21 protein-coding genes are annotated in these 23,041 nt (G+C 33.8%); 2 read left to right on the forward strand and 19 right to left on the reverse strand.

From position 1 onward, the window contains the following. Positions 1 to 88: 88 nt before the first annotated feature. The 15 genes from RT250_RS03970 to RT250_RS04040 form a co-directional block, all read right to left on the reverse strand. Positions 89 to 1,027 (reverse strand): SGNH/GDSL hydrolase family protein, encoded by a 939-nt coding sequence (locus RT250_RS03970; protein WP_313112366.1) that lies wholly within the window; start codon positions 1,025 to 1,027, stop codon positions 89 to 91. After that, positions 1,017 to 2,288: an O-antigen ligase family protein gene (locus RT250_RS03975; RefSeq protein WP_313112368.1), complete on the reverse strand. Its 1,272-nt coding sequence runs from the start codon at positions 2,286 to 2,288 to the stop codon at positions 1,017 to 1,019. Before RT250_RS03975 ends, RT250_RS03970 begins: the two co-directional genes overlap by 11 nt. Next, the gene (locus RT250_RS03980; protein ID WP_313112369.1) at positions 2,288 to 3,415 is read right to left on the reverse strand and encodes a glycosyltransferase family 4 protein; all 1,128 of its coding nucleotides are present in this window, start codon (positions 3,413 to 3,415) and stop codon (positions 2,288 to 2,290) included. The genes RT250_RS03975 and RT250_RS03980 overlap by 1 nt, the downstream gene beginning before the upstream one ends. Continuing rightward, on the reverse strand, positions 3,412 to 4,650 hold the full coding sequence (locus tag RT250_RS03985) for a lipopolysaccharide biosynthesis protein (protein ID WP_313112370.1): 1,239 nt from the start codon (positions 4,648 to 4,650) through the stop codon (positions 3,412 to 3,414). The genes RT250_RS03980 and RT250_RS03985 overlap by 4 nt, the downstream gene beginning before the upstream one ends. Before the next feature lie 79 nt (positions 4,651 to 4,729). Continuing rightward, positions 4,730 to 5,692: a hypothetical protein gene (locus RT250_RS03990; RefSeq protein ID WP_313112372.1), complete on the reverse strand. Its 963-nt coding sequence runs from the start codon at positions 5,690 to 5,692 to the stop codon at positions 4,730 to 4,732. A gap of 211 nt (positions 5,693 to 5,903) precedes the next feature. Continuing rightward, on the reverse strand, positions 5,904 to 7,112 hold the full coding sequence (gene wecC, locus RT250_RS03995; RefSeq protein WP_313112373.1) for a UDP-N-acetyl-D-mannosamine dehydrogenase: 1,209 nt from the start codon (positions 7,110 to 7,112) through the stop codon (positions 5,904 to 5,906). 1 nt (position 7,113) lies between these two features. Continuing rightward, positions 7,114 to 8,238: a non-hydrolyzing UDP-N-acetylglucosamine 2-epimerase gene (gene wecB / locus RT250_RS04000; protein WP_313112374.1), complete on the reverse strand. Its 1,125-nt coding sequence runs from the start codon at positions 8,236 to 8,238 to the stop codon at positions 7,114 to 7,116. Next, positions 8,239 to 9,117 carry a dTDP-4-dehydrorhamnose reductase gene (gene rfbD / locus RT250_RS04005; RefSeq protein ID WP_313112375.1) on the reverse strand — a complete coding sequence of 293 codons (879 nt, stop codon included), beginning with the start codon at positions 9,115 to 9,117 and terminating at the stop codon, positions 8,239 to 8,241. Beyond that, on the reverse strand, positions 9,114 to 9,659 hold the full coding sequence (rfbC, locus tag RT250_RS04010) for a dTDP-4-dehydrorhamnose 3,5-epimerase (protein WP_313112377.1): 546 nt from the start codon (positions 9,657 to 9,659) through the stop codon (positions 9,114 to 9,116). The genes rfbD and rfbC overlap by 4 nt, the downstream gene beginning before the upstream one ends. A gap of 3 nt (positions 9,660 to 9,662) precedes the next feature. Then, positions 9,663 to 10,520 (reverse strand): glucose-1-phosphate thymidylyltransferase RfbA, encoded by an 858-nt coding sequence (gene rfbA / locus RT250_RS04015; protein ID WP_139854188.1) that lies wholly within the window; start codon positions 10,518 to 10,520, stop codon positions 9,663 to 9,665. Positions 10,521 to 10,632: 112 nt separating this feature from the next. Then, complete coding sequence (locus RT250_RS04020) at positions 10,633 to 10,869, reverse strand: hypothetical protein (protein WP_313112379.1); 237 nt, start codon at positions 10,867 to 10,869, stop codon at positions 10,633 to 10,635. A gap of 64 nt (positions 10,870 to 10,933) precedes the next feature. Continuing rightward, positions 10,934 to 11,944, reverse strand: coding sequence for a dTDP-glucose 4,6-dehydratase (gene rfbB, locus RT250_RS04025; protein ID WP_313112381.1), 1,011 nt, complete (start codon positions 11,942 to 11,944; stop codon positions 10,934 to 10,936). A gap of 2 nt (positions 11,945 to 11,946) precedes the next feature. Continuing rightward, complete coding sequence (locus tag RT250_RS04030) at positions 11,947 to 13,647, reverse strand: DUF6909 family protein (protein WP_313112382.1); 1,701 nt, start codon at positions 13,645 to 13,647, stop codon at positions 11,947 to 11,949. A 23-nt stretch (positions 13,648 to 13,670) separates the two neighbouring features. Then, entirely contained in the window at positions 13,671 to 15,167 is a 1,497-nt protein-coding gene (locus RT250_RS04035) for a GH3 auxin-responsive promoter family protein (RefSeq protein WP_313112384.1), read from the reverse strand. 6 nt (positions 15,168 to 15,173) lie between these two features. Continuing rightward, the gene (locus tag RT250_RS04040; protein WP_139854183.1) at positions 15,174 to 16,037 is read right to left on the reverse strand and encodes a M23 family metallopeptidase; all 864 of its coding nucleotides are present in this window, start codon (positions 16,035 to 16,037) and stop codon (positions 15,174 to 15,176) included. Positions 16,038 to 16,498: 461 nt separating this feature from the next. Here RT250_RS04040 and tatA point away from each other — a divergent pair, with 461 nt between their 5' ends. Further along, on the forward strand, positions 16,499 to 16,693 hold the full coding sequence (gene tatA / locus RT250_RS04045) for a twin-arginine translocase TatA/TatE family subunit (protein ID WP_139854182.1): 195 nt from the start codon (positions 16,499 to 16,501) through the stop codon (positions 16,691 to 16,693). Positions 16,694 to 16,800: 107 nt separating this feature from the next. On the opposite strand, the gene RT250_RS04050 is transcribed toward tatA, so the two are convergent. From RT250_RS04050 to RT250_RS04060, 3 genes are all read right to left on the reverse strand, one after another. Then, a complete protein-coding gene (locus RT250_RS04050) occupies positions 16,801 to 17,778 on the reverse strand; it encodes a DUF4837 family protein (RefSeq protein WP_313112387.1) in 978 nt (325 codons plus the stop codon). A 20-nt stretch (positions 17,779 to 17,798) separates the two neighbouring features. After that, positions 17,799 to 19,361: a LysM peptidoglycan-binding domain-containing protein gene (locus tag RT250_RS04055; RefSeq protein WP_313112389.1), complete on the reverse strand. Its 1,563-nt coding sequence runs from the start codon at positions 19,359 to 19,361 to the stop codon at positions 17,799 to 17,801. A gap of 179 nt (positions 19,362 to 19,540) precedes the next feature. Further along, entirely contained in the window at positions 19,541 to 20,725 is a 1,185-nt protein-coding gene (locus RT250_RS04060) for a phosphoglycerate kinase (protein WP_313112391.1), read from the reverse strand. Positions 20,726 to 20,864: 139 nt separating this feature from the next. Between RT250_RS04060 and RT250_RS04065 the strand changes: the two genes are divergently transcribed. Continuing rightward, the gene (locus RT250_RS04065; protein WP_313112393.1) at positions 20,865 to 22,013 is read left to right on the forward strand and encodes a DNA polymerase III subunit; all 1,149 of its coding nucleotides are present in this window, start codon (positions 20,865 to 20,867) and stop codon (positions 22,011 to 22,013) included. A gap of 140 nt (positions 22,014 to 22,153) precedes the next feature. Here the strand turns inward: RT250_RS04065 and RT250_RS04070 are convergent, their stop codons facing one another. Further along, complete coding sequence (locus tag RT250_RS04070; protein WP_313112395.1) at positions 22,154 to 22,999, reverse strand: class I SAM-dependent methyltransferase; 846 nt, start codon at positions 22,997 to 22,999, stop codon at positions 22,154 to 22,156. Positions 23,000 to 23,041: the final 42 nt, after the last annotated feature.

The raw sequence follows: 23,041 nt of genomic DNA on the forward strand, positions 1-23,041 counted from the left end.
CAAGAGAATATTAGCTATCACAGGCGATGGAAAGGGCAATGAAATAAATAGCAGGCTTATAAAAAAGCCATATATTTCAGAATAGTGTTTATTTAAATATTTTACCATTAATATGCTTGACAATTGTTTTATAAGCTTCTTCTGTTAATCCATAATCTTCAAAGAAAAAAGAGTCTTTCCAATTATTTTGATCTTTTATAAACTTGTATAAATCAATCTCTAATACTTCAGAATCAAATTTAGTTTGTCTTAATAATTTTACCACTTTATTAATTCTTATATCATACTGTTCATTAGGGCTAGGAGCTGGGTACATCAACACAATTTTAGCATTTGGGTTATTTTGCTTAAGTGTTTTCAACATAGATCCTATTGCGTCTACTGTATCTTGAGTGGGTTTTTCTCCATCATTTCTACCTGTCCAAAGAATCACAAAATCATTGTTTTCAATTCTTTCAATTTTTGAAATTAACCCTGAAGTAGTTATGTTCTCACCTCCGTAATATCCATATCCAAAAACGTCTTTTTCTTGGCCCACAAAATTTATATCGCTGTTTATTTTATTCCATTCAAAGCGCATTTTTTTCCCATTCATCAAACAACATCCTAGTTGTTCTGAAATAAAAGCAACTTTTTGGGTCCCTTCTTCTTTCCGAGGTATTTCAATTTCTTTTAAAACTGCTTTTCCTTTGGTTTGTAATGGTTTCACAAATAGCCAAACAACATAATTTAATGTAGTTTTTTGGTTTTCAGTTTTCCAATCGTGAAAAGTAAAGTTATAGCTCTTTCCATCTTTAAATTTTAGATTGTATGTATATTTAGGCTTTAGTTTAGACTTTAAATCTTTAAAAACAATTGAATTATGTGTTGCCTCAACTACCTGTACATCTCCCAAGTTACTTAAGTACTCCGTTTCACTGACATCAAATTTATGATTAAAGAAAAGTTCCTTATCTACATAAAATGCAAAGTCTATCAATGAGATAACCACTAAAACTATAAATGCTATTAAAAATTTATATCGCATGCTTTTTATCAAAGATAGTATCGAACTTTTTAGAATAATAGATTAAAGCGTAAATAAAAGCAAAAATTATAGGCCAACTACCAGATGAAAAGCCCATTGTAAACAATATTTGGACTACATAAAAAACAACTAAAAGAACAGAAAACTTCCAAGCAATTCTCTTCGACCCTATGAACAAAGGAAAAATTAGAACAAGAAAATATAATAACATTGTTACTCCTTGCTCTGCAAGTAAGTGAGAAAAAGTTGAATCGGACATATAAACATATCCTTCTTCCCACCTACGAGAGTTCATTTTATAAGGTTTAGGGTTTAGTTTTGCCGAGGTATCTCCAAATGTACCAAAACCTATTCCAAAAGGATTTGACATAAAAATTTTTATACTTTCTGCCCAAAACAAAGCTCTTTTTTCAACATCCGTAAGGTTTATGAGATTCGGGTTTTGAATTTTTTCGAAAAAATAACCATATTGAACAATTTTAGCTTGAATTGCTTTAAAAGTATATGCAACAAATACAGTTATCAAAACGGATAAGGCGAGGAAAATCTGTAGAAAGTTTTTTATAAGAACATCTTTATGGTAAATGATAAACCAGAGAATTAAAATAACATAAGATGCTTTAGAACTTGAAAAAACAACAGAGATTAAGGCAAGAACAAATAAAACTCTATGACTCTTTTTGTCTCTATTACCTATTTCATTTAAAAGCATAATAAGCAGCGAGGTGCTCCCTAAAGTTGCTACGTCAAAAAGGCCCGTATATCTACCTAACCGTTCCCATCCGCTTACTCGAAGCTCATTATACTGAATGATTGCAAGAATTTTGTTTGAAGTAACGTATTGAAGGACAATAAAGATAAGATTGACAAAAAGGACAATAATAAAAAACCAAAAGAGAATTTTTAAAAATTTCTGTAAACCGTCGGGTTTAAAAAACTTTAAGATTGGCAGAAAAATAAGGAAGATAAATAGTTTATAATATTCATAGATGAAAGAAAGGAAATTATTGTAGTAAAAAATTATGTAAATCAAACTCAGTACAGTAAAGAGTATGATAAAGTCCATATTTACAATAGTGGCCTTTTTCAATGAAAAAAGTATCAAAACACCTGCAGAAAGGATAACCAAACTAGCAACCTCATCTAGAACTCCAAGCCTGAATATCCCATATGTGATTTCTGACATAAAATTCAAAACGAAAGCAAATAGTAGCATTCCTGAAATGAAGTAATAATTGGTATTTTTTATTTCAGGATTCATTAATCGAGCAGTTTTGCTGTTTGCTTAAGCACAGATATTTCTTTTGCCGTTACTTTTTCTAGACATATTTCCTCCATTCTCCTCCTAGCATTTTTAGTAATTCGAAGAAAATTGTTTGGGTTTTCTACTGCTTCAATAATTTTAGCTGCAATTTCTTTAGCTTCAATAGCCAGAATACCTGTTTCACCATCAGAAATAAATTCTCTTTTAGATGAATTATCTGTTGAAGCTACCAATAATCCAGCTGACATTCCTTCCATCATAGTTATTCCTTGGGAATCCATTCGTGTAGTAGAAATAAAGATTCCGTAATTTTTGAAAAGTTTATTCATTTGTGCTTTTTCAAAAAAAGCTGAAATTATTCTTACTCGATTATCAAGACCTTTTTTCTTAATAAGCCTTTTATATTTATTTTCATAGACTCCTTTACCGTAAATGTCCAAAGTAAATTCAGTTGGAAGATATTCCATGACTTCAACTGTTTTTTCAATATCATAAACTTTTTGTGACAAGGAGCGAATAGTAATTAATTTATGTCGATTTTTTGACAAATCGTTGTTCATAAATAAATGGGTATCGATTCCATTCGGAATAACATGGAATTTATTAATCTCTAATTTTAAATTTCGCTGCATCTCCTCTTTCATCCACTTTGATGGAAAAATATAAGTCCCAAGGTATGCTTCATGAACAAACTGTTGCATCTTTGGTATTACAAAAAAATCCTTTTTTATCCATTTTAAAATATCAGTCAATCGAAAATCAAACTCGTACCTTCTTGCACTGTATTTTTGAACTTCATTGCCGTGAACATAAAAAACAAATGGAAGCTTTTGTTGAATTATATATTTGTAAATAGGCCAACCATCTTTTTTCTGAAAGGGGTAAATATTTAAAAGATGAAGGTAAATTACACTTTTAGCATCAATTCTTTTAACTATTTGATGAGCTTGCATTTTATGAACTTCTACGCCTTCATATTTATAACGACTAGACATTTGCTCAGGAACAAATATTTCTACCTTCACACCTTGTTTAATCATCTCCAAGCATCGCGTATGCACAAACATATGGCTGTATATATCTCCTTTACGGGGATATCTAGATGTTATGACTGTAACCTTCATAACTTGAACGTTTTTATAGTATGTTCAGATAGGTAAAGCGTGCCAATTAGCACTATAAAATAGGCTAATGCATTAATAGAAATTGCTCCAATCAACCCTGTTTGTGGTAAAATAAGAAATATTAATAGTAGGCTTACTATAGCAGAAAAAGACATTACCCAAAATCTTTCCTTTTGTTTGTCCAAGGTAACCAAAAGCATTTCATAATTAGAAAAAACAAAACGCATAAACACCACACCTACAATAATATAATACGAAATGTTGATCACGGAATTTACATCAATTTTGATGTATTGAAAGATTAAGTCTTTTACTAATATCAGAAAAACTGAAATTAAAACTCCTAAAATAACTGTAAACAACTGGATTTTCCTGAAAAATGAAAGCATGTTTTCAAATTTGAATTGCAGGGTTTTTAATTGGTTCAAAACAACTTGCGAAATTGTAACCGTAATCATAAAAAAAGGCATTACGACAACGAACAATGCACGATACTGACCATATATTTTATTTTCAAGAATATAAAAAAGAATCAATAGCCCAATTTGAGTATATATGGCTGTTACAATTTCTTGATATCCAAAATATTTTCGTTCAATAAAGCTGTTTTTTATAGCTGAAAATCGAAAATCGTATCTCTTAAAATTAAATAAATCCAAAGTTTTGTTTTTAAGCATAAGAGTTGCTAAAAACACCAAGAAGTTAAGAGTAATTAAGAACGAAAAAATAGAAGGTACATCCTCTATAGTCCCACTACCAAAATAGTAGAATCCAATATAAAGCAGCAATCCAAGTGAGAAGAAAATATAAACAAATAGCTCTACTACAAAATTTCCTAAGCCTTTAAAAAAAGAAAATAAAATTAGGTTAAGAGAAAGAGTCAATCCAAGTAAAAGACCGTAAATTATTAGTTCCCAGCCTTTAACATCATCAATGAAAATACTTAAAAGACCGTATATCAACAAAATAACAAGAAACAAAGCTAAAGTTATTACAAGACTACTATTAATTTGAGTTCGGTTAGAATCTTTAGAATAATCTTTGGATATCAAAAAAGTGGAGCTTCCAAAAGGAAGTACTGATACAATGATATTGGAAAAGGAATAAACAAAAGAATAGACAGCAAAGTTTTCAATACTTAAAGCAGAAATCATAAAAAGATTCAGCAACCATCTTGAACCAAATTGAAGGCCTTGCGAAGCATTGTTTATAAGTATATCTTTAAATAGTTTCATCTTTATTCCGCACCCCGATTTTTTTCATGACTAAACGATACTCCATATATGTGAAATGAACACAGGACTAAGAGTTATATTAAGAACCCGAATATCTTTTCAAATTCCTATAAATATTACGAATCAAAAATATCAATGAAAATATCACAATTAAATAGATGGGATATTTTATCTTTTTAGACAAAGTAGTTTGTTCAACATTATAATCCATCTTAACAAGCTTTATAACTGAGGTATAATCACTTTGTTGTAATTCAGCTTTTAAAAGATCGTTTAGGATCATTGTTTTTCCTTCAAGAAGCGCGGGAAGGCTATTGTTTTCGCTAATAATTACACCAGAGTTTGTTGCTTGAGTCCCTTTAGACCTAGAAGTAAAAGAATTAATAATTGAATCGGCTTGTGAAAGCATTTTTTTATATTCATTTATTTGTAAATCTGCATTCTTTTTATAAACATTTTCATATTGCTTGAAATGTGCATTGTTATTCCAATAATTAAAAACATCGGCTATAACCTTTTCTGTGTTTTCCTTTCCTACGATTGAAAAGGAGACCTTATGGTACTTAAAATACTTACTAGTAGTAATATCTGTAACGAACTTTTCTAAGTCTTGATTCTGAAATAATATTCTAAAAACATCAATTTGTTCTCTAGATTTTGTCATCATATTATAAACATCAGAGATAGGCTCAACTTCAATCCCTCTAATTCTATTATAGCCAGAAGGAAAATTATTTTTAAGAAAAACAGTATCATTCTGACTAATCTTTGCGTTTAAATGGTTTATGTTTTCATATAAATAATCAACACTTTCAAAATTAGGAATAACAATTCCTTCATTGATGTAGGTTTTTTTTACATTGGAGTCTATATAATAACCGTAAGTCACACCTATTAACACAAGTATTAAAATTACTATCCAGTATTTAATAAAAAATGATAGTATACTAAATAATCTTTTTACTAGATTTTTAAAAAATGTATTAATCTTATTGAAAAGATACCCTAAATCAATCTCTTCTGCTGGTTCTTGCTGCGCCATAAAATATAATATTATGAATTATTTTAACTTTAAATATTTAAAACTGATGCAAGTCTATCGCATAAGTTTCTAGATGATATTAAATATTAAACTAAACCCTTTTAACAATGTTTCTTGAATTGTAAAATTAGGGTAAGATTTGTATTTAACAAGAAATCTTTTTTAATGATTACAACTAAACTCAAATTAAGTGTTTCTTGAGAAATACATGTTAACTTCTAATCCCACAAAAATCTAAAACTTGCATATCTATATCTCCATTTAAACCTTTAAACTCGTTGTGAGCTACTAAGAATACCATAATATCACATTTCTTCTTTGCATCTGATAAAGATGTCAATTCGTACACACTGTGCTCTCTTAAATTTGGTTCAACAAATAAAACATTAAACCCATCTGTACTAAGTTGATCTGCTACATGTAATGCTGGTGATTCTCTTAAATCATCAATATTAGGTTTAAAAGCAAGGCCCATGCAAGCTATTACTGCATCTCTTCCGTTATCAATTTTAAACTGAAGTGCAGCATTTTTCACTTTCTCTATCGCCCACTCGGTTTTGTAGTTATTTATCTCACGTGCAGCGCGTATCATTTTTGCTTCTTCAGGAAACTCTGAAACAATAAACCACGGATCTACTGCTATACAGTGCCCTCCAACCCCAGTTCCTGGTTGTAAGATATTTACTCGAGGATGTTTGTTTGCCAATCGGATTAATTCCCAAACATTGATGTCTGCTTTATCACAAATCATTGATAACTCATTTGCAAATGCTATTTGAACATCTCGAGATGAGTTTTCAACCAATTTGCACATCTCTGCAGTTTGTGAGTTGGTTTTATGTAATTCTCCTTTTACAAAATTTTTATAGAAACTTACAGCTTTGTCGGTAGAAGCTTCATCAATTCCCCCTATCGCACGATCATTTTGCTCAAGTTCATAAATTACATTTCCTGGCAATACGCGTTCTGGACAATAAGCAATGTAGATTTCGTCTTTTAACTCAGGACGTTCCTCGTAAATTATTTCTCGAATTTTATGAGTAGTTCCTACCGGACTAGTAGATTCTAAAATTACCAAGGCACCTTTTGTAAGGGTAGGTATTATATTCTTTACGGCACTTTCAACATAAGCGAGGTCAGGCACGTGTTTGCCTTTAAATGGAGTTGGCACTGCAATCAAATAAACATCTGCCGTTACAGGCGCTGTAGATGCCTTTAATAAGCCGTTCTTCACTACGTGATGCACTAATCCGTCTAATTCGGGCTCAACAATATGGATTTTACCTTCATTTATTGTATCGACTACACTTTGACTTACATCAACACCTGTTACATTTATTCCTCTACTAGCTATTAAGGCTGCAGTTGGCAGCCCTATATAACCAAGTCCCATCATTACTACTGTGGGTTTATTATCCATATTATTTCTTTTCAATAAAATTAACGATTCTTTCAGATGCTTTTCCATCTCCATAAGGATTGTGCAACATGCTCATCTCGTTATAGTATTCTGTATTATTTAATAGATTATTCGATTCTTCAACAATTCTATCTGTATCGGTTCCTAATAAAATAACAGTCCCTTCTTCAACCGCTTCGGGGCGTTCTGTTGTTGTTCTAGTAACTAATACTGGTTTACCAAGACTAGGTGCTTCTTCTTGAATACCACCACTATCCGTAATAATTAAATACGATTTTTCCATCAACCAAATAAAAGATGGATAGGCTAATGGCGGCACTAAATAAATATTAGTGATTCCAGAAAGAAGTTCGTTTACAGGTCCCTTTACATTTGGATTAAGGTGAACTGGGTATATTATCTCTACATCGGGATTATTCTCTGCAATTGTTTTTAACGCAGAACATATTTTTATAAGCCCATCTCCGTGATTTTCTCTTCTATGTCCTGTTACCAAAATTATCTTTTTCTGAAAGTCTAAAACTGTTTTTAAGTTCTCGATTTCATCATCCTTAAAATCGGCTGCGTTTACCTTTTCGATTCCGTAAAGCAGTGCATCAATAACAGTATTCCCTGTTACTAAGATGTTTTCTTCTTTAGTGTTTTCAGCTAATAGGTTGTTCTTTGAAAGCTCTGTTGGAGAAAAATGAAAATCTGCAATTTTTCCTGTCAACTGACGGTTAAACTCTTCTGGGAAAGGATACTGCCTGTTAAATGTGCGAAGTCCAGCTTCTACGTGGCATATTTTTGCGCCGCTATAAAATGCTGCTATACCAACTGCCATAGAGGTGGTTGTATCTCCATGAACGTAAACATAGTCTGGCTTTACCTCATCTAGAACAGGCTTCATATTTTCTATTATGGAAGCCGTTAAAGTATAAAGGTTCTGATTAGGGCGCATTAAGTTTAAATCGTAATTAGGTTTAATTTCGAAGAATTCAAGTACCTGATCTAGCATTTCACGATGTTGAGCCGTAACGCAAACAGTTGTTTCAAAATTGTCGTTTTTTAAAAACTCCTTAACTAATGGAGCCATTTTTATAGCTTCTGGGCGTGTACCAAAAACTATTAAATTTTTTTTCTTCATTTATTCTCTCTCAAAATTATTACTAATCATCATTTTTCTTGTTAGCGTTTGCAAGCTTTCCTGCCATTTTGGTTGTTTTAAATTCAAAACATTTTTTGCTTTTGTATTGTCTAAAACACTATACGCTGGCCTTGCGGCAAAAGTACTGTAATGGTTGGTTTTTGCAAGATTTGTTTCTTCTAATTTTTTGGTTTGCAGTAGTATTGCTTCCGCAAAACCATACCAAGTTGTTTCACCTCCATTGCTGTAATGATAAACGCCATACTCTGTCGAATCTTGTACAATTATTTGCAACAAGGCTTCCGCCAAATTATTTGCATTGGTAGGCGTTCCCGTTTGCTCGGTGGTTATGGTGAGCGGTGTTCCTGCTTCAGCGTATTTCAAAATAGTTTTAAGAAAATTATGGCCATATTGCGAATAAAGCCACGAAGTGCGAAGAATAAAGAATGTACTACAGATTTCTTGTATATACCTTTCTCCCTTCAGTTTTGAAGCGCCATAAACATTAATCGGGTTGGTAACATCATTTTCTGAATACGCTTTGTTTTTTTTGCCATCAAAAACGTAATCTGTAGAAATGTGCAATAAAATAAGATTGTGATTTGTGCAAATTGAAGCTAAGTTTTTAACAGCTTCTGCATTAACAGCAAAGGCTTTTTCGGCCTCGCTTTCTGCTTTCTCTACATTGGTGTATGCTGCTGTGTTTATGCAATGTGTGAAGTTATTTTCGCTAAAATATTTCTTCAGCAACTCTGGGTTTTCAATATCTAATTCTTGCTTAGAAACAAAGACAAATTCAAAGTCGGAAAATTCGGCTGCCGCATCTTGTATGCATTTTCCCAATTGTCCGTTTGCGCCTGTAACCAGTATTTTTTTCATGAAATAGCTTCCTTAAAACTAGGAAGTTCTTGATCTTTTGCTGAAACAATAAATTCTTCCTTTGGAAGATGCCAATCTAGCGCTAAGGTTGCGTCGTTATAGATTATTCCGCCTTCCGAAGCTTTGTCGTAAAAATTATCGCATTTATATGAAAAAATCGACTGCTCCGAAAGCGTTATAAAACCGTGTGCGAAACCTCTAGGTACGAAGAGTTGTAAGTTTTCAACATCGTCTAATATTATTGAAAATGACTTACCAAAAGTTTCAGAGTTTTTTCTGATGTCCACAACTATGTCTAACACTTTCCCCTTAGCCACCCGAACCAACTTTGCCTGAGCCATATCACCTCGTTGAAAATGAAGTCCGCGTAAAACACCTTTTGATGAAATAGACTGATTATCCTGAACAAAATCAATGGTTAATCCGGTTATTTTCTGAAATAATTTTTGGTTGTATGTTTCATAAAAGAATCCGCGCTCATCTTGAAAAACTCTAGGTTTCAATATAAAACAATCTTTTAAAGGGGTTTTTAGTAGTTCCAAAGTTTAATCTAGTTGAAGTAAATGTTTTCCATAGCCGCTTTTAAGTAAAGGTTCGGCTAAGGCTATTAATTGTTCTTTTGAAATATATCCCATTTCGTAGGCTGCTTCTTCTATGGCGCCAATTTTTAAACCTTGACGTTCTTCAATAACCTCAACAAATTGTGCGGCTTGCATTAAAGAAGCAAATGTTCCTGTATCCAACCAAGCGGTACCCTTATCCAAAATACTTACGCTTAGTTTTCCCTGTTTTAAATATTCGTTATTAACATCGGTAATTTCTAATTCGCCGCGGGCACTAGGCTTTATATTTGCAGCAATTTCAACCACACTATTGTCGTAAAAATAAATTCCAGGTACAGCGTAATTCGATTTTGGGGTTTTTGGTTTTTCTTCAATAGAAAGCGCTTTTCCCGACTTGTCGAACTCCACAACACCATAACGTTCGGGATCTAAAACGTGATACGCATAGATAACGCCTCCATCAGGATCATTGTTTGATTGTAAAAGTTCTTTTAATCCTGATCCGTAAAATATATTATCGCCCAGGATTAAGGCAACCTTGTCGTTCCCGATAAACTCTTTTCCTATAATAAAAGCTTCTGCTAGTCCATTTGGATTGGCTTGTTCGGCATATTGAAAGTTGCAACCTAGTTTTTTACCGTCCCCTAACAATTGCTCAAAAAGAGGAAGGTCTTGTGGCGTAGAAATAATCAAAATATCTTTAATTCCCGCAAGCATTAAGGTTGATAGCGGATAATAAATCATCGGTTTATCATAAACAGGCATAAGTTGCTTGCTTACAGCCAAGGTTATAGGGTGTAACCTTGTTCCTGAACCACCTGCTAAAATTATTCCTTTCATATATTTTTCTTTATTAAAACAGATCGGAATGAAACCGAATAATTTGTTCTAAGATATTTTTTTAAAATTACTATCGCTCTTCAAATTTAAATAAGTGAAAAACATTAGACTTCTAATTCCCTTTTTTTAAGGATTTTATCCATTTACCGTAACTCTGCACCGCATTAATATCCGCATCCATCTCAGAGTCAAAATTAGATTCTTCAGAGGCGTTGTTCAAATAGTTTTCTAAATCCTTGTGCAGTAATACCTCAATATAATTATTTAAACTTCTTTTTTGAGATTTTGCTTTTTTCTTAGCCGCATCAAGTAACTCTTTATCCAATCTGAAGGCTGTTTGAACTCTCATACTTAATCATATTTTCACTTGAACTGTCAAAACTAACAACTAACAGAGTGTTATACAAGTGTTATTAAAGTCTGTCTTGATTGTTTAAATACCAAGCAATTGTTTTTCTAATCCCTGTTTCAAAATTTTCATCTGCTTTCCAACCTAGCTCCTTTTCAATTTTTGAAGCGTCAATTGCATACCTAAAATCGTGGCCTGGCCTATCCGTTACAAAAGTTATTTGTTCTTTATACGAAAGATTTCTAGGACGCATTTCATCTAGCAATTCGCATATTACATTGGCTATATACAGATTTTCACGTTCGTTGCGACCTCCAATATTATATGTTTCCCCGAGTTTTCCATTTTTTAGCGCTAAATAAATTCCGCTGCAATGGTCTGCAACATACAACCAATCCCGCACATTTTTACCGTCTCCATAAATTGGAATTGGCTCTCCTGAAATTGCCTTGCGAATAATTGTTGGGATAAGTTTTTCTTTATGCTGATTCGGGCCGTAATTGTTAGAGCAATTTGTGGTTACTACTGGCAATCCATAAGTGTGAAAGTAGCTGCGAACTATAAAATCGGAAGAAGCTTTAGACGCACTATATGGGCTATTTGGTGCATAAGGTGTTTTTTCGGTAAAAAGTCCCGTTTCTCCTAAGGTGCCATATACCTCATCTGTGGAAATGTGAAGAAAACGTGCATTATCAAATCCATCCTTAAATTCGTTTGGGCTAAGCATCCAAGTTTTGTAAGCACTTTGTAGCAAATTAAAAGTGCCTACAATGTTTGTTTGAATAAACGCTCCAGGTTCAGAAATTGAATTGTCCACATGACTCTCTGCTGCAAAATGAACTACCTTATTAAACTGATGTTTTTCGAATAAATCTTGAACTAATTTGGCATCACAAATATCTCCTTCTATGAAGGTGATTTTATCTAAAACACTCTCCAAATTCTTCAAATTTCCGGCATAAGTTAGCTTGTCCAGCACAAAAATTTCGTCTTCTGAATTTTTTAGGACGTATTCTACATAATTAGAACCTATGAATCCTGCACCACCGGTAATCAGTACTTTAACGTTTATCAAAATTATTTTTTAGGAGTGTCTAATATTTGTTTTAACATTTTTTCGGTGATTAAATACGTTGGTTTTACCCCAGTTGTACCCAAACCACCAGAAGCTAAAGTACTTCCAGTTTCTAATGGATTATCTGAAGCATAATACGCATATCTAACCTGTACTTTTGAACTAATACTTCGTCTAATTTTTGCCGCTGCTTGAATAGCTTTTTGGTAATGGGCACCTTCCATTTCTAGACCAATAACATTCCAAGTTGAGTTGTGAAAAAACTTAAGTACATCTCTATTTTGAAGTGAGGTCCCCAACACCGAAATCATCGTTCCTGTGTACACATTTACATCGTGATTTTTAAAATCGGACTTGTCTAGTCTGTTTTTAAATGGATAATTATCTGCTGTTCCCTCGAAAACGTGCGCAGAAGGAATCATTATATCTCCTTTTCCACCTTCAAGAATCCCTGCTTTCCCCATAATAGAAACAGAAACTACATTCAATAAATGACGAATATTATTAGCGTCTTCAAATGGTTTAAGCAACTCGTCCATCGTTTCATAAGCCTGCTCGCCAAAAGCGTAGTCCATTACAACAATTACAGGTTTCTTATTATCAACAACATCGGCTAATCCCTTAACATATGGGCTATTCTTGATTTTGGCAGTGTCTATAATCTGAACATCTATATTAGTACCACTTTGATCTTCAATAAAAATCATGCCTTCAGAAAGTGCTGTTTTGTTTACTTTCTCGCGCATTTTTGTATTAATAGGACTACTTAAAGCTTCGAAAACCTGTAGTGGCTTTTTCTTTGAAAACTCGGTAGGTAGTGCTTTTTCGGCATATAAAGTGTTCATTACACTATGCATATTTGCACTTATTATGTGAACAGGACGCTCTAAAAGACCTTCCTTTTGCAGCACTTGCTTAATTTTATAAGCCCATTCTTCACCGTGTATATGATGCCCTAAGCGTTCACGCAATACAGGACTAAATGTGATAAGACGTTTATTGTTTTCAGTAACCTCTTCCATCGCTAATTTCCCCATAAAGTAAATTACGTTAAAAAAGCGATTCTCGTTGCTTTCAGTAGCAAAATATGGGAAGATGTTTTTTACTTCTTCAAAAGTTCTTCCTAAGAAGTTTGCAGTATGTGTAAGTGTTACTTCTTTTTCTTCTTGGGTAAGTTTACCTTTTTTAAACACAGCTTGCTCTAGCTTCTTCCAATCGCGAATTACCTCTCCAGAATGCTCAATAAGCACTTGCTCCATTATTTTGTGCGATTCAATAAAAAGGAAGGTTAAATGTGTTAGAATATCGTAAATCTCCGACCTACCTCGGGTGATTTCTATATTCATCTGTTCATCGTCTATGCGATAACAGTTTCGACGACGTTTTAACGGAATTATAGGTTTAAAGTGTGAGTCTTTATAACCCTCATCGCTTGTAAGATTAATAAATCTACATTCTTCAATGCCTTCAGGCAAGCGATCCATAATGTAGAGCAAGCCCTGTAATTCGGTTTTTTCTTCTGTTAACGATCCATAAATTTCGGGACGTAGTGTTAACAGTGACTCTCGAAGCGATTCTCCCGATACACCCATTGGTTTATAAAAACCTCTATTAAAGAGGTGGCGCATTGTTATATATAGCCTCTCGATGGCTCCTGTGCTTTCTTGAGCACGTGTTCTAGTATGTGATTTTAATTTATTCATTTAGAGCAAATATAAGACTAATTTTAAGGTTGAATTTCGAGTAAAGCATCTGCTATTTTACGATCGTTAGAAAGTCGAGGCACTTTATTTTGACCACCTAGTTTGCCTTGAGATTTCATATATGCTTGAAAACTATCTTTTGTAAGTGAAGATACTTTTAAAGGTTGAAGAATTTTTCCTTCAATTAAATCGAAGTAATACGAATTTTGACGTTGCATTTCAGCATCTAAGAAAGCAACAACTTCCTCAATATTTTCGGGTGCTTCAGAGAATTCTACCAACCATTCGTGATAGGGTAACGACCCGTCAGGAGGTGTAATTTGTGGGGCTACAGTAAATTCAGAAATGGAAAAATTAAACTTTGCAATTGCTTTGTTCATCGCTTCTTCTACTTCTTTTCCAATCACGTGTTCGCCAAAGGCTGAGATGAAATGTTTAATTCTACCAGACACAATTACCCTGTATGGTTTTGTGGAAGTAAACTGTATAGTATCTCCCAAATTGTATCCCCAAAGTCCCGCATTTGTTGAAATTATCATTACATAGTTAACGCCAATTTCAACTTCACCAATGGTAAGCCTTTTAGGGTTTTCATCAAAGAATGTTGAGGCTTCTATAAATTCATAAAAAATACCTGAATTAAGGAGCAGTAACATACCCTTGTCGTTTTGACTGTCTTGATACGCAAAAAAACCTTCACTTGCGGGGAATAGCTCTATACTATCAACTTTTCGTCCGATTAAAGTTTCGAATTTTGCTCGGTAGGGCTTAAAATTCACCCCTCCATAAATAAAGAGGTTGAAGTTTTTGAAGAGATCGCCTACTTTTTTCCCCGTATTGCCTTGAAGCTTTTCAAAATACATCTGAACCCAAGAAGGAATGCCGCTAATTACGGTCATATCTTCATTCTTGGTTTCTTCAACAATAGCATCTACTTTCGACTCCCAATCATCTATGCAGTTAGTTTCCCAACTTGGCAAGCGATTTTTTTGAAGGTATGCCGGTACATAATGCGCAACAATTCCTGAAAGTCGTCCTAGTTTAATCCCATTTTTTTCCTGCATTTCTGGGCTCCCTTGAAGAAAAATCATCTTCCCATCTACAAAATCGGCTTTTCCTGTTTCGTTTATATAGCACAGTATAGCGTTTCGAGCCGCCTGAATATGAAATGGCATAGACTCCTTTGTAAGCGGAATGTATTTGGCACCGGAGGTTGTTCCTGAAGTTTTTGCAAAATACAACGGTTTATTGGGCCAAAGCACATCTGCTTCCCCAGAAACGGTTCTATCTACATAAGGTTTTAGTGCTTCATAATCTCGCACAGGAACTCGAGTGGCAAAATCCTGAAATGTTTTGATATTCTCAAAGTCGTGGTCTTTCCCAAAGGCTGTTTTTTTTGCCTGAGATATCAAACTATTAAAAACTTTTTGCTGTGTTTCAACAGGGTTTGACGCCCATTTCTTTATTTGAAAAACAACAATCTTTGAAAATATTTTAGCAGAAAATGATTTTATAGACATAGGAAATTAATCAAAATCGATGAAACTTGTTGGATTAATTGGAAAACCGTCTCGCCACAATTCAAAATGCAGGTGTGGTCCAGTGGTCAGTTCGCCTGTATTACCTACAATGGCGATTACTTCACCACCCTTTACAACTTCCCCCTGCCCTTTGGTTAACAATCCGTTGTGCTTGTAAACAGAGATTAAATCGTTGCCGTGTTTAACGATAATCACATAACCTGTGGCAACAGTCCATTCGGCAAAAATAACCGTACCGTCTGCTACCGCTTTTACGGGTGAGTCTTTTATAGTAACCACATCCACAGCATAGTGTTTTGCCTTAGAATCATATGGCTCTGTTATGGTTCCTTTTACAGGGGCAAATAGCACGTATTTCTGAACTTGTTGAGCAGCTAGAGGATTGTATTTATCTTCCTTTTCAACTTGTTCCCGTAATAGAGAATCTTTTCTAGATATACGAACCAATACCGAAGGGTCTGTTTTGGCAACTTCAATAATTGAATCCTTATTAAACTCAACCGTTTTTACGTCTCCTGTGAGCACTTTTTTTATCGAAGCAAGGTATTGATCATTTACACTAATAACTTGCTGTAGCGAGTCTGTTTGATATGCTAGCTTTGCAGCCTTCTTCTTTAAAGTGGTAGAAGAATAACCAGGTATATATTCACGTAAGGGAGTGAAAGCGATAATTACTGTTGTAGTAATTATTAAGAAAAGAGAAGAGAGTACAGTAAAGATAAATACATTTAGTCTATTAAGCTTAAATGAAAAGCGCTCTTCAAAGGTTTCTTCATTCAAGATTACCAAACGGTATTTATGTAACAGTTTCTTCTTGAACTTCTTGGTTCTTTTTTCTTTTATGGACATATTTTTTATTTGTAATTGCCTTTAAATCCTTTAAAGGAATGACGAGTTTAAGGTTCTTATAACGCAAGGCTAATCCATTTAATTATCTAAATCTCCAAATCATTTTTAATCTTACGTCTTATGGCTTTATAGTCATATTTCCCATAAAGGAATTTTTAGAGTACAATCCATTTGCTCTCTACAAATATAAATTATTATAAGGACGTATAATCTTTAGATAAGGGATATAAGGTTAAATTTAAATATAAGAGGGCTTTTAGAAATTGGAAAGTAAGAGTAAACAAACACTATTTAAACAGAGTTATATCGAAGTTGCCCACATATTTAGATTACTATAGAAATTTATTAGCTCTTTACTTTATACATATAAAGAAAATATAAGGCAATGATGCTAAAATTGAATTGAAAACGTTCTATCTAAACAATTCTTGTTACCTTTGCCAAACTAAAATCTATGAATTATGACTAGTTTATTTTTACCTTTTATCGCTATAGGGCCTTGGCAGATTGTATTGATTGTTGTGATTGTACTACTGCTTTTTGGTGGAAAGAAAATCCCAGAACTTATGCGCGGTTTGGGTAGTGGTCTTAAAGAATTTAAAGACGCTTCCAAAGAAGACGAAACTCCAGAGAAAAAAATTGACGAAACCAAATAACTTTCGTTGTTATATTTAATAAAAAGAGCCTTTCAGTTTAAAATTGAAAGGCTCTTTTTGTATTTATGCTCTTTCAGTGTTTTTAATGCAGGAAGCGTTTTAATTTTTTACTCAAACTTAGTTGTATTTAAAATAGATTCTAGCTCAAATTGTAGATCTCTCTTAGATGCTCGAGGCGCATAGGTAAAACCTTCTAATATTAAATAGCGATTGTTCTTTTCATCTTTAACCGCATAGTTAATAAATGGCCCGCCCATCCAAGCATCTTTCACCTCCCAAGTTCCCTTAGTCTCATAAGCAAACTTGCCGTCAATAGTCGTTTTAAACAAATATGGGGCGTAAGCATCTTCGGTAATAAAAGCACTATCGTCTTCAACAGGTAGTAATTTACTTCCTATCGAATCGCGAATGTTTATAATATCTCCTACAGCAGTACTGTCGTTCTTAATCATATCTAACGGTACAGGATAGATTAATATGTTGGTAGTTCCATCTTTTAAATCTTTGCGAAGCCAGAAAAACTCATCTGTTGCTTTTGCAATGCGATATGCCGTAGGAACTTTTAAACTAATCCCCATCAAACTCTTTAAAGTGTCTAATTTTAGCAATGAAATTGAGGTTCTTCGTTGACGCTCTTTTATTTCAGACTTATAAAAAGATTCGATAATCTTATCGGCGTTTTTATTGATAAGTTCTACCAATTTTTCTTCTGAAGTAGCCTTAATTATGGCACCGGTTTGCGGCTTGGCATATTCATTAGTAGCAAGTGTAACCTTATCCTCATTTCCTAAGGTAACATAAAGAAAAAGCCTATTGCTACGTGCAAAACCAGTAAATATTTCAGGCTGTAATTGATTCATTGAAAACAATGGCTCATCTTGAGGAAGGCCATCTGCAGGAGCTGCAAAATGTTTGCGAATTGCCTCCCCTGTCGCACCATTCCACAAGTCGTTAGGAGTTATAACTTGAAGAGAGTTTATATTCCCAACAGAATCAGGAACAAGGGATTTGTCTTTCTTTCCATTGTCGGTACAAGAGGTAAATACAAATAAAAACGAAAGCAGTAATACGAATGTTGATTTCATTAAAAGGATATTTTAGGGAACTATCCTTTATAAATTTTAAGTTTAGTTCCGGGCTTTATATTATTACCACTAATATCGTTCCATTTTTTAAGGTTCTGTACTGAAACACCAGGAAATTTTTGAGAAATAGTCCATAATGAGTCACCACTCCTTACTGTGTAAATTTTTTCGGCAGTGTTAGTTCTTTTTGCAGGCGCATTACTTGCTATGTTTTGAGGATTCTTTTTAGGATAAATAATTAAATTTTGACCTACTTTCAAGTTGTTGCTTCGCATCCCATTCCAATTTTTAATTTGGCTAACTCCTACACCATATCGCTGGGCAATTTTACCTAAGAAATCTCCTCTTCGCACACGATAACGAACCTTTTCAGGTTGATCGTACATTTCTGGAGCCTCTTCTTCATTTTCTTGTTCTTTGTTAAGATGTGCATAAATAGCATCTTCATTATTTACAAATGTACCAACTGATGTTAATGGCAATCTAAGCGTATAGTTTTCTCCTTTAACTACAGGAATAATCCCTAATTTATATGCAGGATTTAAAAACTCCAATTCTTCTTTGTCAAGGTTTGTGAGTTTTGAAACTTGATCTAATGTAATTTGGTGCTTTACTCTAATAGTATCTGTAGCTACGTAAGGTATTCTCGCTGCCTGCTTTTTAAAACCGTGTTCTTCGGCATATTCAAAGATGTACATTGTCGCTAAGAAAGCAGGAACATAACCCGCCGTTTCACGTGGAAGAAATCTACGTAAGTCCCAATAGTTTGATTTTCCTCCAGAACGACGAATTGCCTTTGATACATTCCCAGGTCCTGAATTATAAGCCGCAAGTGCTAAATCCCAATCGTTAAAACTGTTGTTTAAACTTTTTAGGTATTTACAAGCTGCCTCGGTAGAACGAATAGGGTCTGAACGCTCATCTACATATGAATTAACATCCAATCCAAACATTTTTCCTGTAGGATACATAAATTGCCACAAACCTGTTGCACCCACTCTAGACTTTGCCGATGGATTAAGCGCAGATTCTACAATTGCTAAGTATTTTAACTCTAAAGGAAGGTTGTGTTTGTCTAATTCCTGTTCAAACAGTGGAAAGTAGTATTCACTTAAGCCCATTAATCGCTCAATTCCGCGACGTCTGTTTTTTAGGTATTGCTTAATTACACTTTCTAATGATGGATTGTACTCAACATTAAAAGGTGTGCGAGCATTTAGTTCTTTTAAACGTTGTTTTAAAACTTCAGTAGGAAGTTCTTCGTATTCAACAGGCTCGTACTCTTGGTTTACAATGCTATTATAGATATCATCAAAAAGATCGGACTTGTAAAGCTCCTTAAGCCACAAACTATCCTTTTTTCGGGCCAATGCCATATCTTTCAAGTTGTATACAATACTATCTTTAACTCCTGTAGCAACAATAGTGGTTGGCAAATCATTAGAGATTTTGGTAACCTTTATGGAGTCAACAACTTTAATTTTTTTAGTATCAATGTTTTTGCTCTGTTTCTTTCCCTGTTGTGCAAAACTCATACTGAAGGCTAGCATCAACATGAGTGGAAGGATTTTATTAATTTTCATTAGCTTGGTGCAATAATAATTTCGGCAAATATGCCTGATTAATTTTAAGCAGAATTATTTATCTATACTCAAGTATAAATAACGCAAATTATACCATTTAATTATTTTTAAAATAACGTTTTTGCGAAATTATATAATTTTAGCGTTTCGAGCTACTAAGTAATTGACATTTAACGTTTCTACATTAAAGCCTTAATACCCGGTAAACTCTTACCTTCAAGCATTTCTAACATTGCTCCACCTCCGGTAGAAACATAGCTTACTTTGTCATTTAAACTAAATTTGTGAACCGCAGCAACAGAATCACCGCCTCCTACTAATGAAAAAGCACCGTCTTTTGTAGCTTTGGCAATATTGAAACCTAAGGTTTTCGTTCCTACTTCAAATTTTTCCATTTCGAAAACTCCTACAGGGCCATTCCACAGTATCGTTTTTGATTCTGAAATTACGTTACCGAATAATTCATTGGTTTTTGGACCAACATCTAATCCCATCCAGCCGTCGGGAATATTATTTACTTCTTCAACTTTAGTATTGGCAAATTCAGAAAAGCTATCAGCAATTACAGCATCTACAGGCAAATGTACTTGTACCGACTTGCTTTTTGCCATTTCTAAAATTTCAAGGGCAAGGTCTTGTTTATCTTCTTCTACCAAAGAGCTACCAATTTTTCCACCCTGGGCTTTTATAAATGTGAAAGCCATACCTCCACCAATAATCAAATGGTCGATTTTATCGAGTATGTTTTCAATAATTGTAATTTTTGAGGAGACCTTGGCACCACCAATTATGGCTGTTACTGGCTTTACGTTTGTTTCTAATACTTTTTTCACGTTTTCTACTTCTGAAGCAAGTAGGAGCCCAAAACATTTATTTTCAGGAAAAAAATCTGCAATAACTGCTGTTGAAGCGTGAGCGCGATGCGCAGTTCCAAAGGCATCATTTACATAAACATCGCCAAGTTTTGACAGCTTTTCAGCAAATTCGCGATCACCCTTTGTTTCTTCTTCATAATATCTGAGGTTTTCTAACAAAATAATTTCGCCAGATTTACAGTTATTAACCGCTTCCTCAGCTTTTGGACCTATACAATCATCAACAAATTGAGCTTGAACCCCAAGAATCTCAGATAAGGTTTTTACGATATGTTTTAAAGAAAATTCCTCATCTTTATTTTTCGGTCTTCCTAAGTGAGACATTAAAATACAACTTCCACCGTCTTCCAAAATTTTTAATATAGTTGGTTTTGATGCACGAATACGTGTTGTATCTGTTACATTGAAGTTTTCGTCGAGTGGCACGTTGTAGTCAACTCGAATTAATGCCTTTTTTCCTTTAAAATTGATATCGTTTACAGTTTTCATAAGCTGAATGTTGAAATGCAAATATACCTTTTTAGAAGATTTATAAAGAACGAAACACTTTCATTTTCCTATTTGTATAAAATACCGCTTGCTAAAACTTCAAAATGAAAAAAAACCGTAAAATTGATTAGATTTGCGAATGGAATTTTCAGAAGTAGTAGGACAAAAGCACTTAAAGTCGCATCTTATAAAAACCATTGAAAATGGTCGTATTCCACACGCACAATTATTTGAAGGAGTAAACGGAAGCGGTTTACTCCCTATGGCAATTGCTTACGCTGCAGAATTGCTGTGTATTAATTACGAAGAAGGAAGTCCAGAGTATATTGCGTGTAAAAGCAAAGTTTCAAAATTATCGCATCCTGATTTACATTTTGTATATCCAGTAAATACCAGTAAAATTGCAAAAAAGCATGCTATTTCAGACAATTATTCAGAAGAATGGCGAAAATTTGTTTTACACAATCCATATGCATCACTTTTTGAGTGGCTACAACACATTGGTATTGAAAAAAAACAAGGTAACATTAGTAAATATGAAGCGGAAAATATCGCGAAAAAACTCTGTTTAAAGTCTTTTCAAGGGGGTTATAAAGTGATGATAATTTGGATGGCTGAGAATATGAATGTCGAATGCGCCAATAAAATTTTAAAATTGGTTGAAGAACCCTCAGATAATACTGTTCTTTTACTTCTTACGGAACAGGAAGAACAGATAATAACTACTATTAGATCTCGTTGTCAAAAGCTTTCCTTTCCACTACTCTCTGAAGCCGATATTTCTGAAGAACTAATACTAACACAAAATATTTCCGAATCCTTAGCCCAAAATACTGCGCGTAAAGCCCAAGGAGACTACAACAAAGCTTTACAGCTGCTAGATGAAACTGGGGAGGACGAGATTTTTGAGAAATGGTTTATCACATGGGTTCGAACTGCATTTAGAGCCAAAGGAAATAAGGGCGCGATAAACACTTTGCTATCTTGGAGTGATGAACTTGCTGGACAAGGACGTGAAACACAAAAGAAATTTTTGATGTATTGCAATGAAGTGTTTAGACAAGCTCTTCTAAAAAACTACCAAGCCGAATCACTTTTATTTTTTGAAGCTAAGGACAAAACTTTTTCGCTTCCAAAATTTGCTCCCTTTGTTCATCAGAACAATATTTTTGAAATTAATTCTGCACTTGAAGATGCTTCGTATCATATTGAGCGAAATGGAAATGCAAAAATTATCTTTACCGACCTTTCAATAAAATTAACCCGACTCATCCACCGCTCTGAGTAAGAATAAATATTTTCTATTAAAATTTAATTTTAATTGATAGTTGCTATTGAAAAACAGCTCTTTTAAGCTGGTTTTAATGTAGAAACGAGGAAATTTAAAGGCAACACACCATAATAAGCTCTGAAACGCACTACAAGCGCTTATTTTGCTTTTTTGAAGCAATAAATGTGTGAAGAGTACTCTTTGGATTGTTTAGCCCTTAAATTTGACTTAAGTCCTATCCAAAATGCTTTTAATGAAAATTTATTTCCAGTTTTATATTTTTCCGAAAGTAGACTCACATAAAATGAATCGAAAATCATCGGTTTAATTTTATAAAGCTTAAACTCATCAGCAAATATTTTTTCAATTGAAGTTTTTGAAAAATGCCAAAGGTGACGAGGCACATCATAAGCAGCCCAAAATTCTTGATAGTAATTGGCATCGTAACTTTTAAAATTTGGTACAGCAATTATCAAAGTCCCATTTGGTTTTACCAAGTTGGATAATTTGGTAACCGTTTCCTTCAGGTTAGGAATATGCTCTAAAACATGCCAAAGAGTAACGACATCAAATTGATTTCCGACAAATTTATCCAAATTAGACTCCAAACCAATTCCTTTATCGGATGCTAACTTAAGAGCATTCTTATTTGGCTCGACTCCGGAAACTTTCCATCCATTATTTTTAGCTGCAATTAAAAAGTCTCCAGTTCCAGCCCCTATATCCAATAACGAACCAACGCCGTTATTTTCCTCAACAATTAAATTTGTCTTATTTTTTAAAGACCATTTCTTTACTGTTTGATATAGAAATGAAAGCACTCCCCTTTTCTCATCGGTGTGCGAGATATACTCTTCGCTTTCATAATATTTATGAAGATCCCCTTCCTTAGGTTGTGGCACTGTTTTTAGAAAGTCAAATTCTTCATTATATACCAAATTAAAGGTCTCTCCTGAGACCAAATAATCTTTTACCGATAAATGTATTTTAGAATTAGTTTCCAATCAAAAACGAATTAAATATAAAATAAGAGTTTAATGTTCCAC

The organism is Aequorivita sediminis (assembly GCF_032080575.2).
Taxonomy (GTDB): Bacteria; Bacteroidota; Bacteroidia; order Flavobacteriales; family Flavobacteriaceae; genus Aequorivita; species Aequorivita sediminis.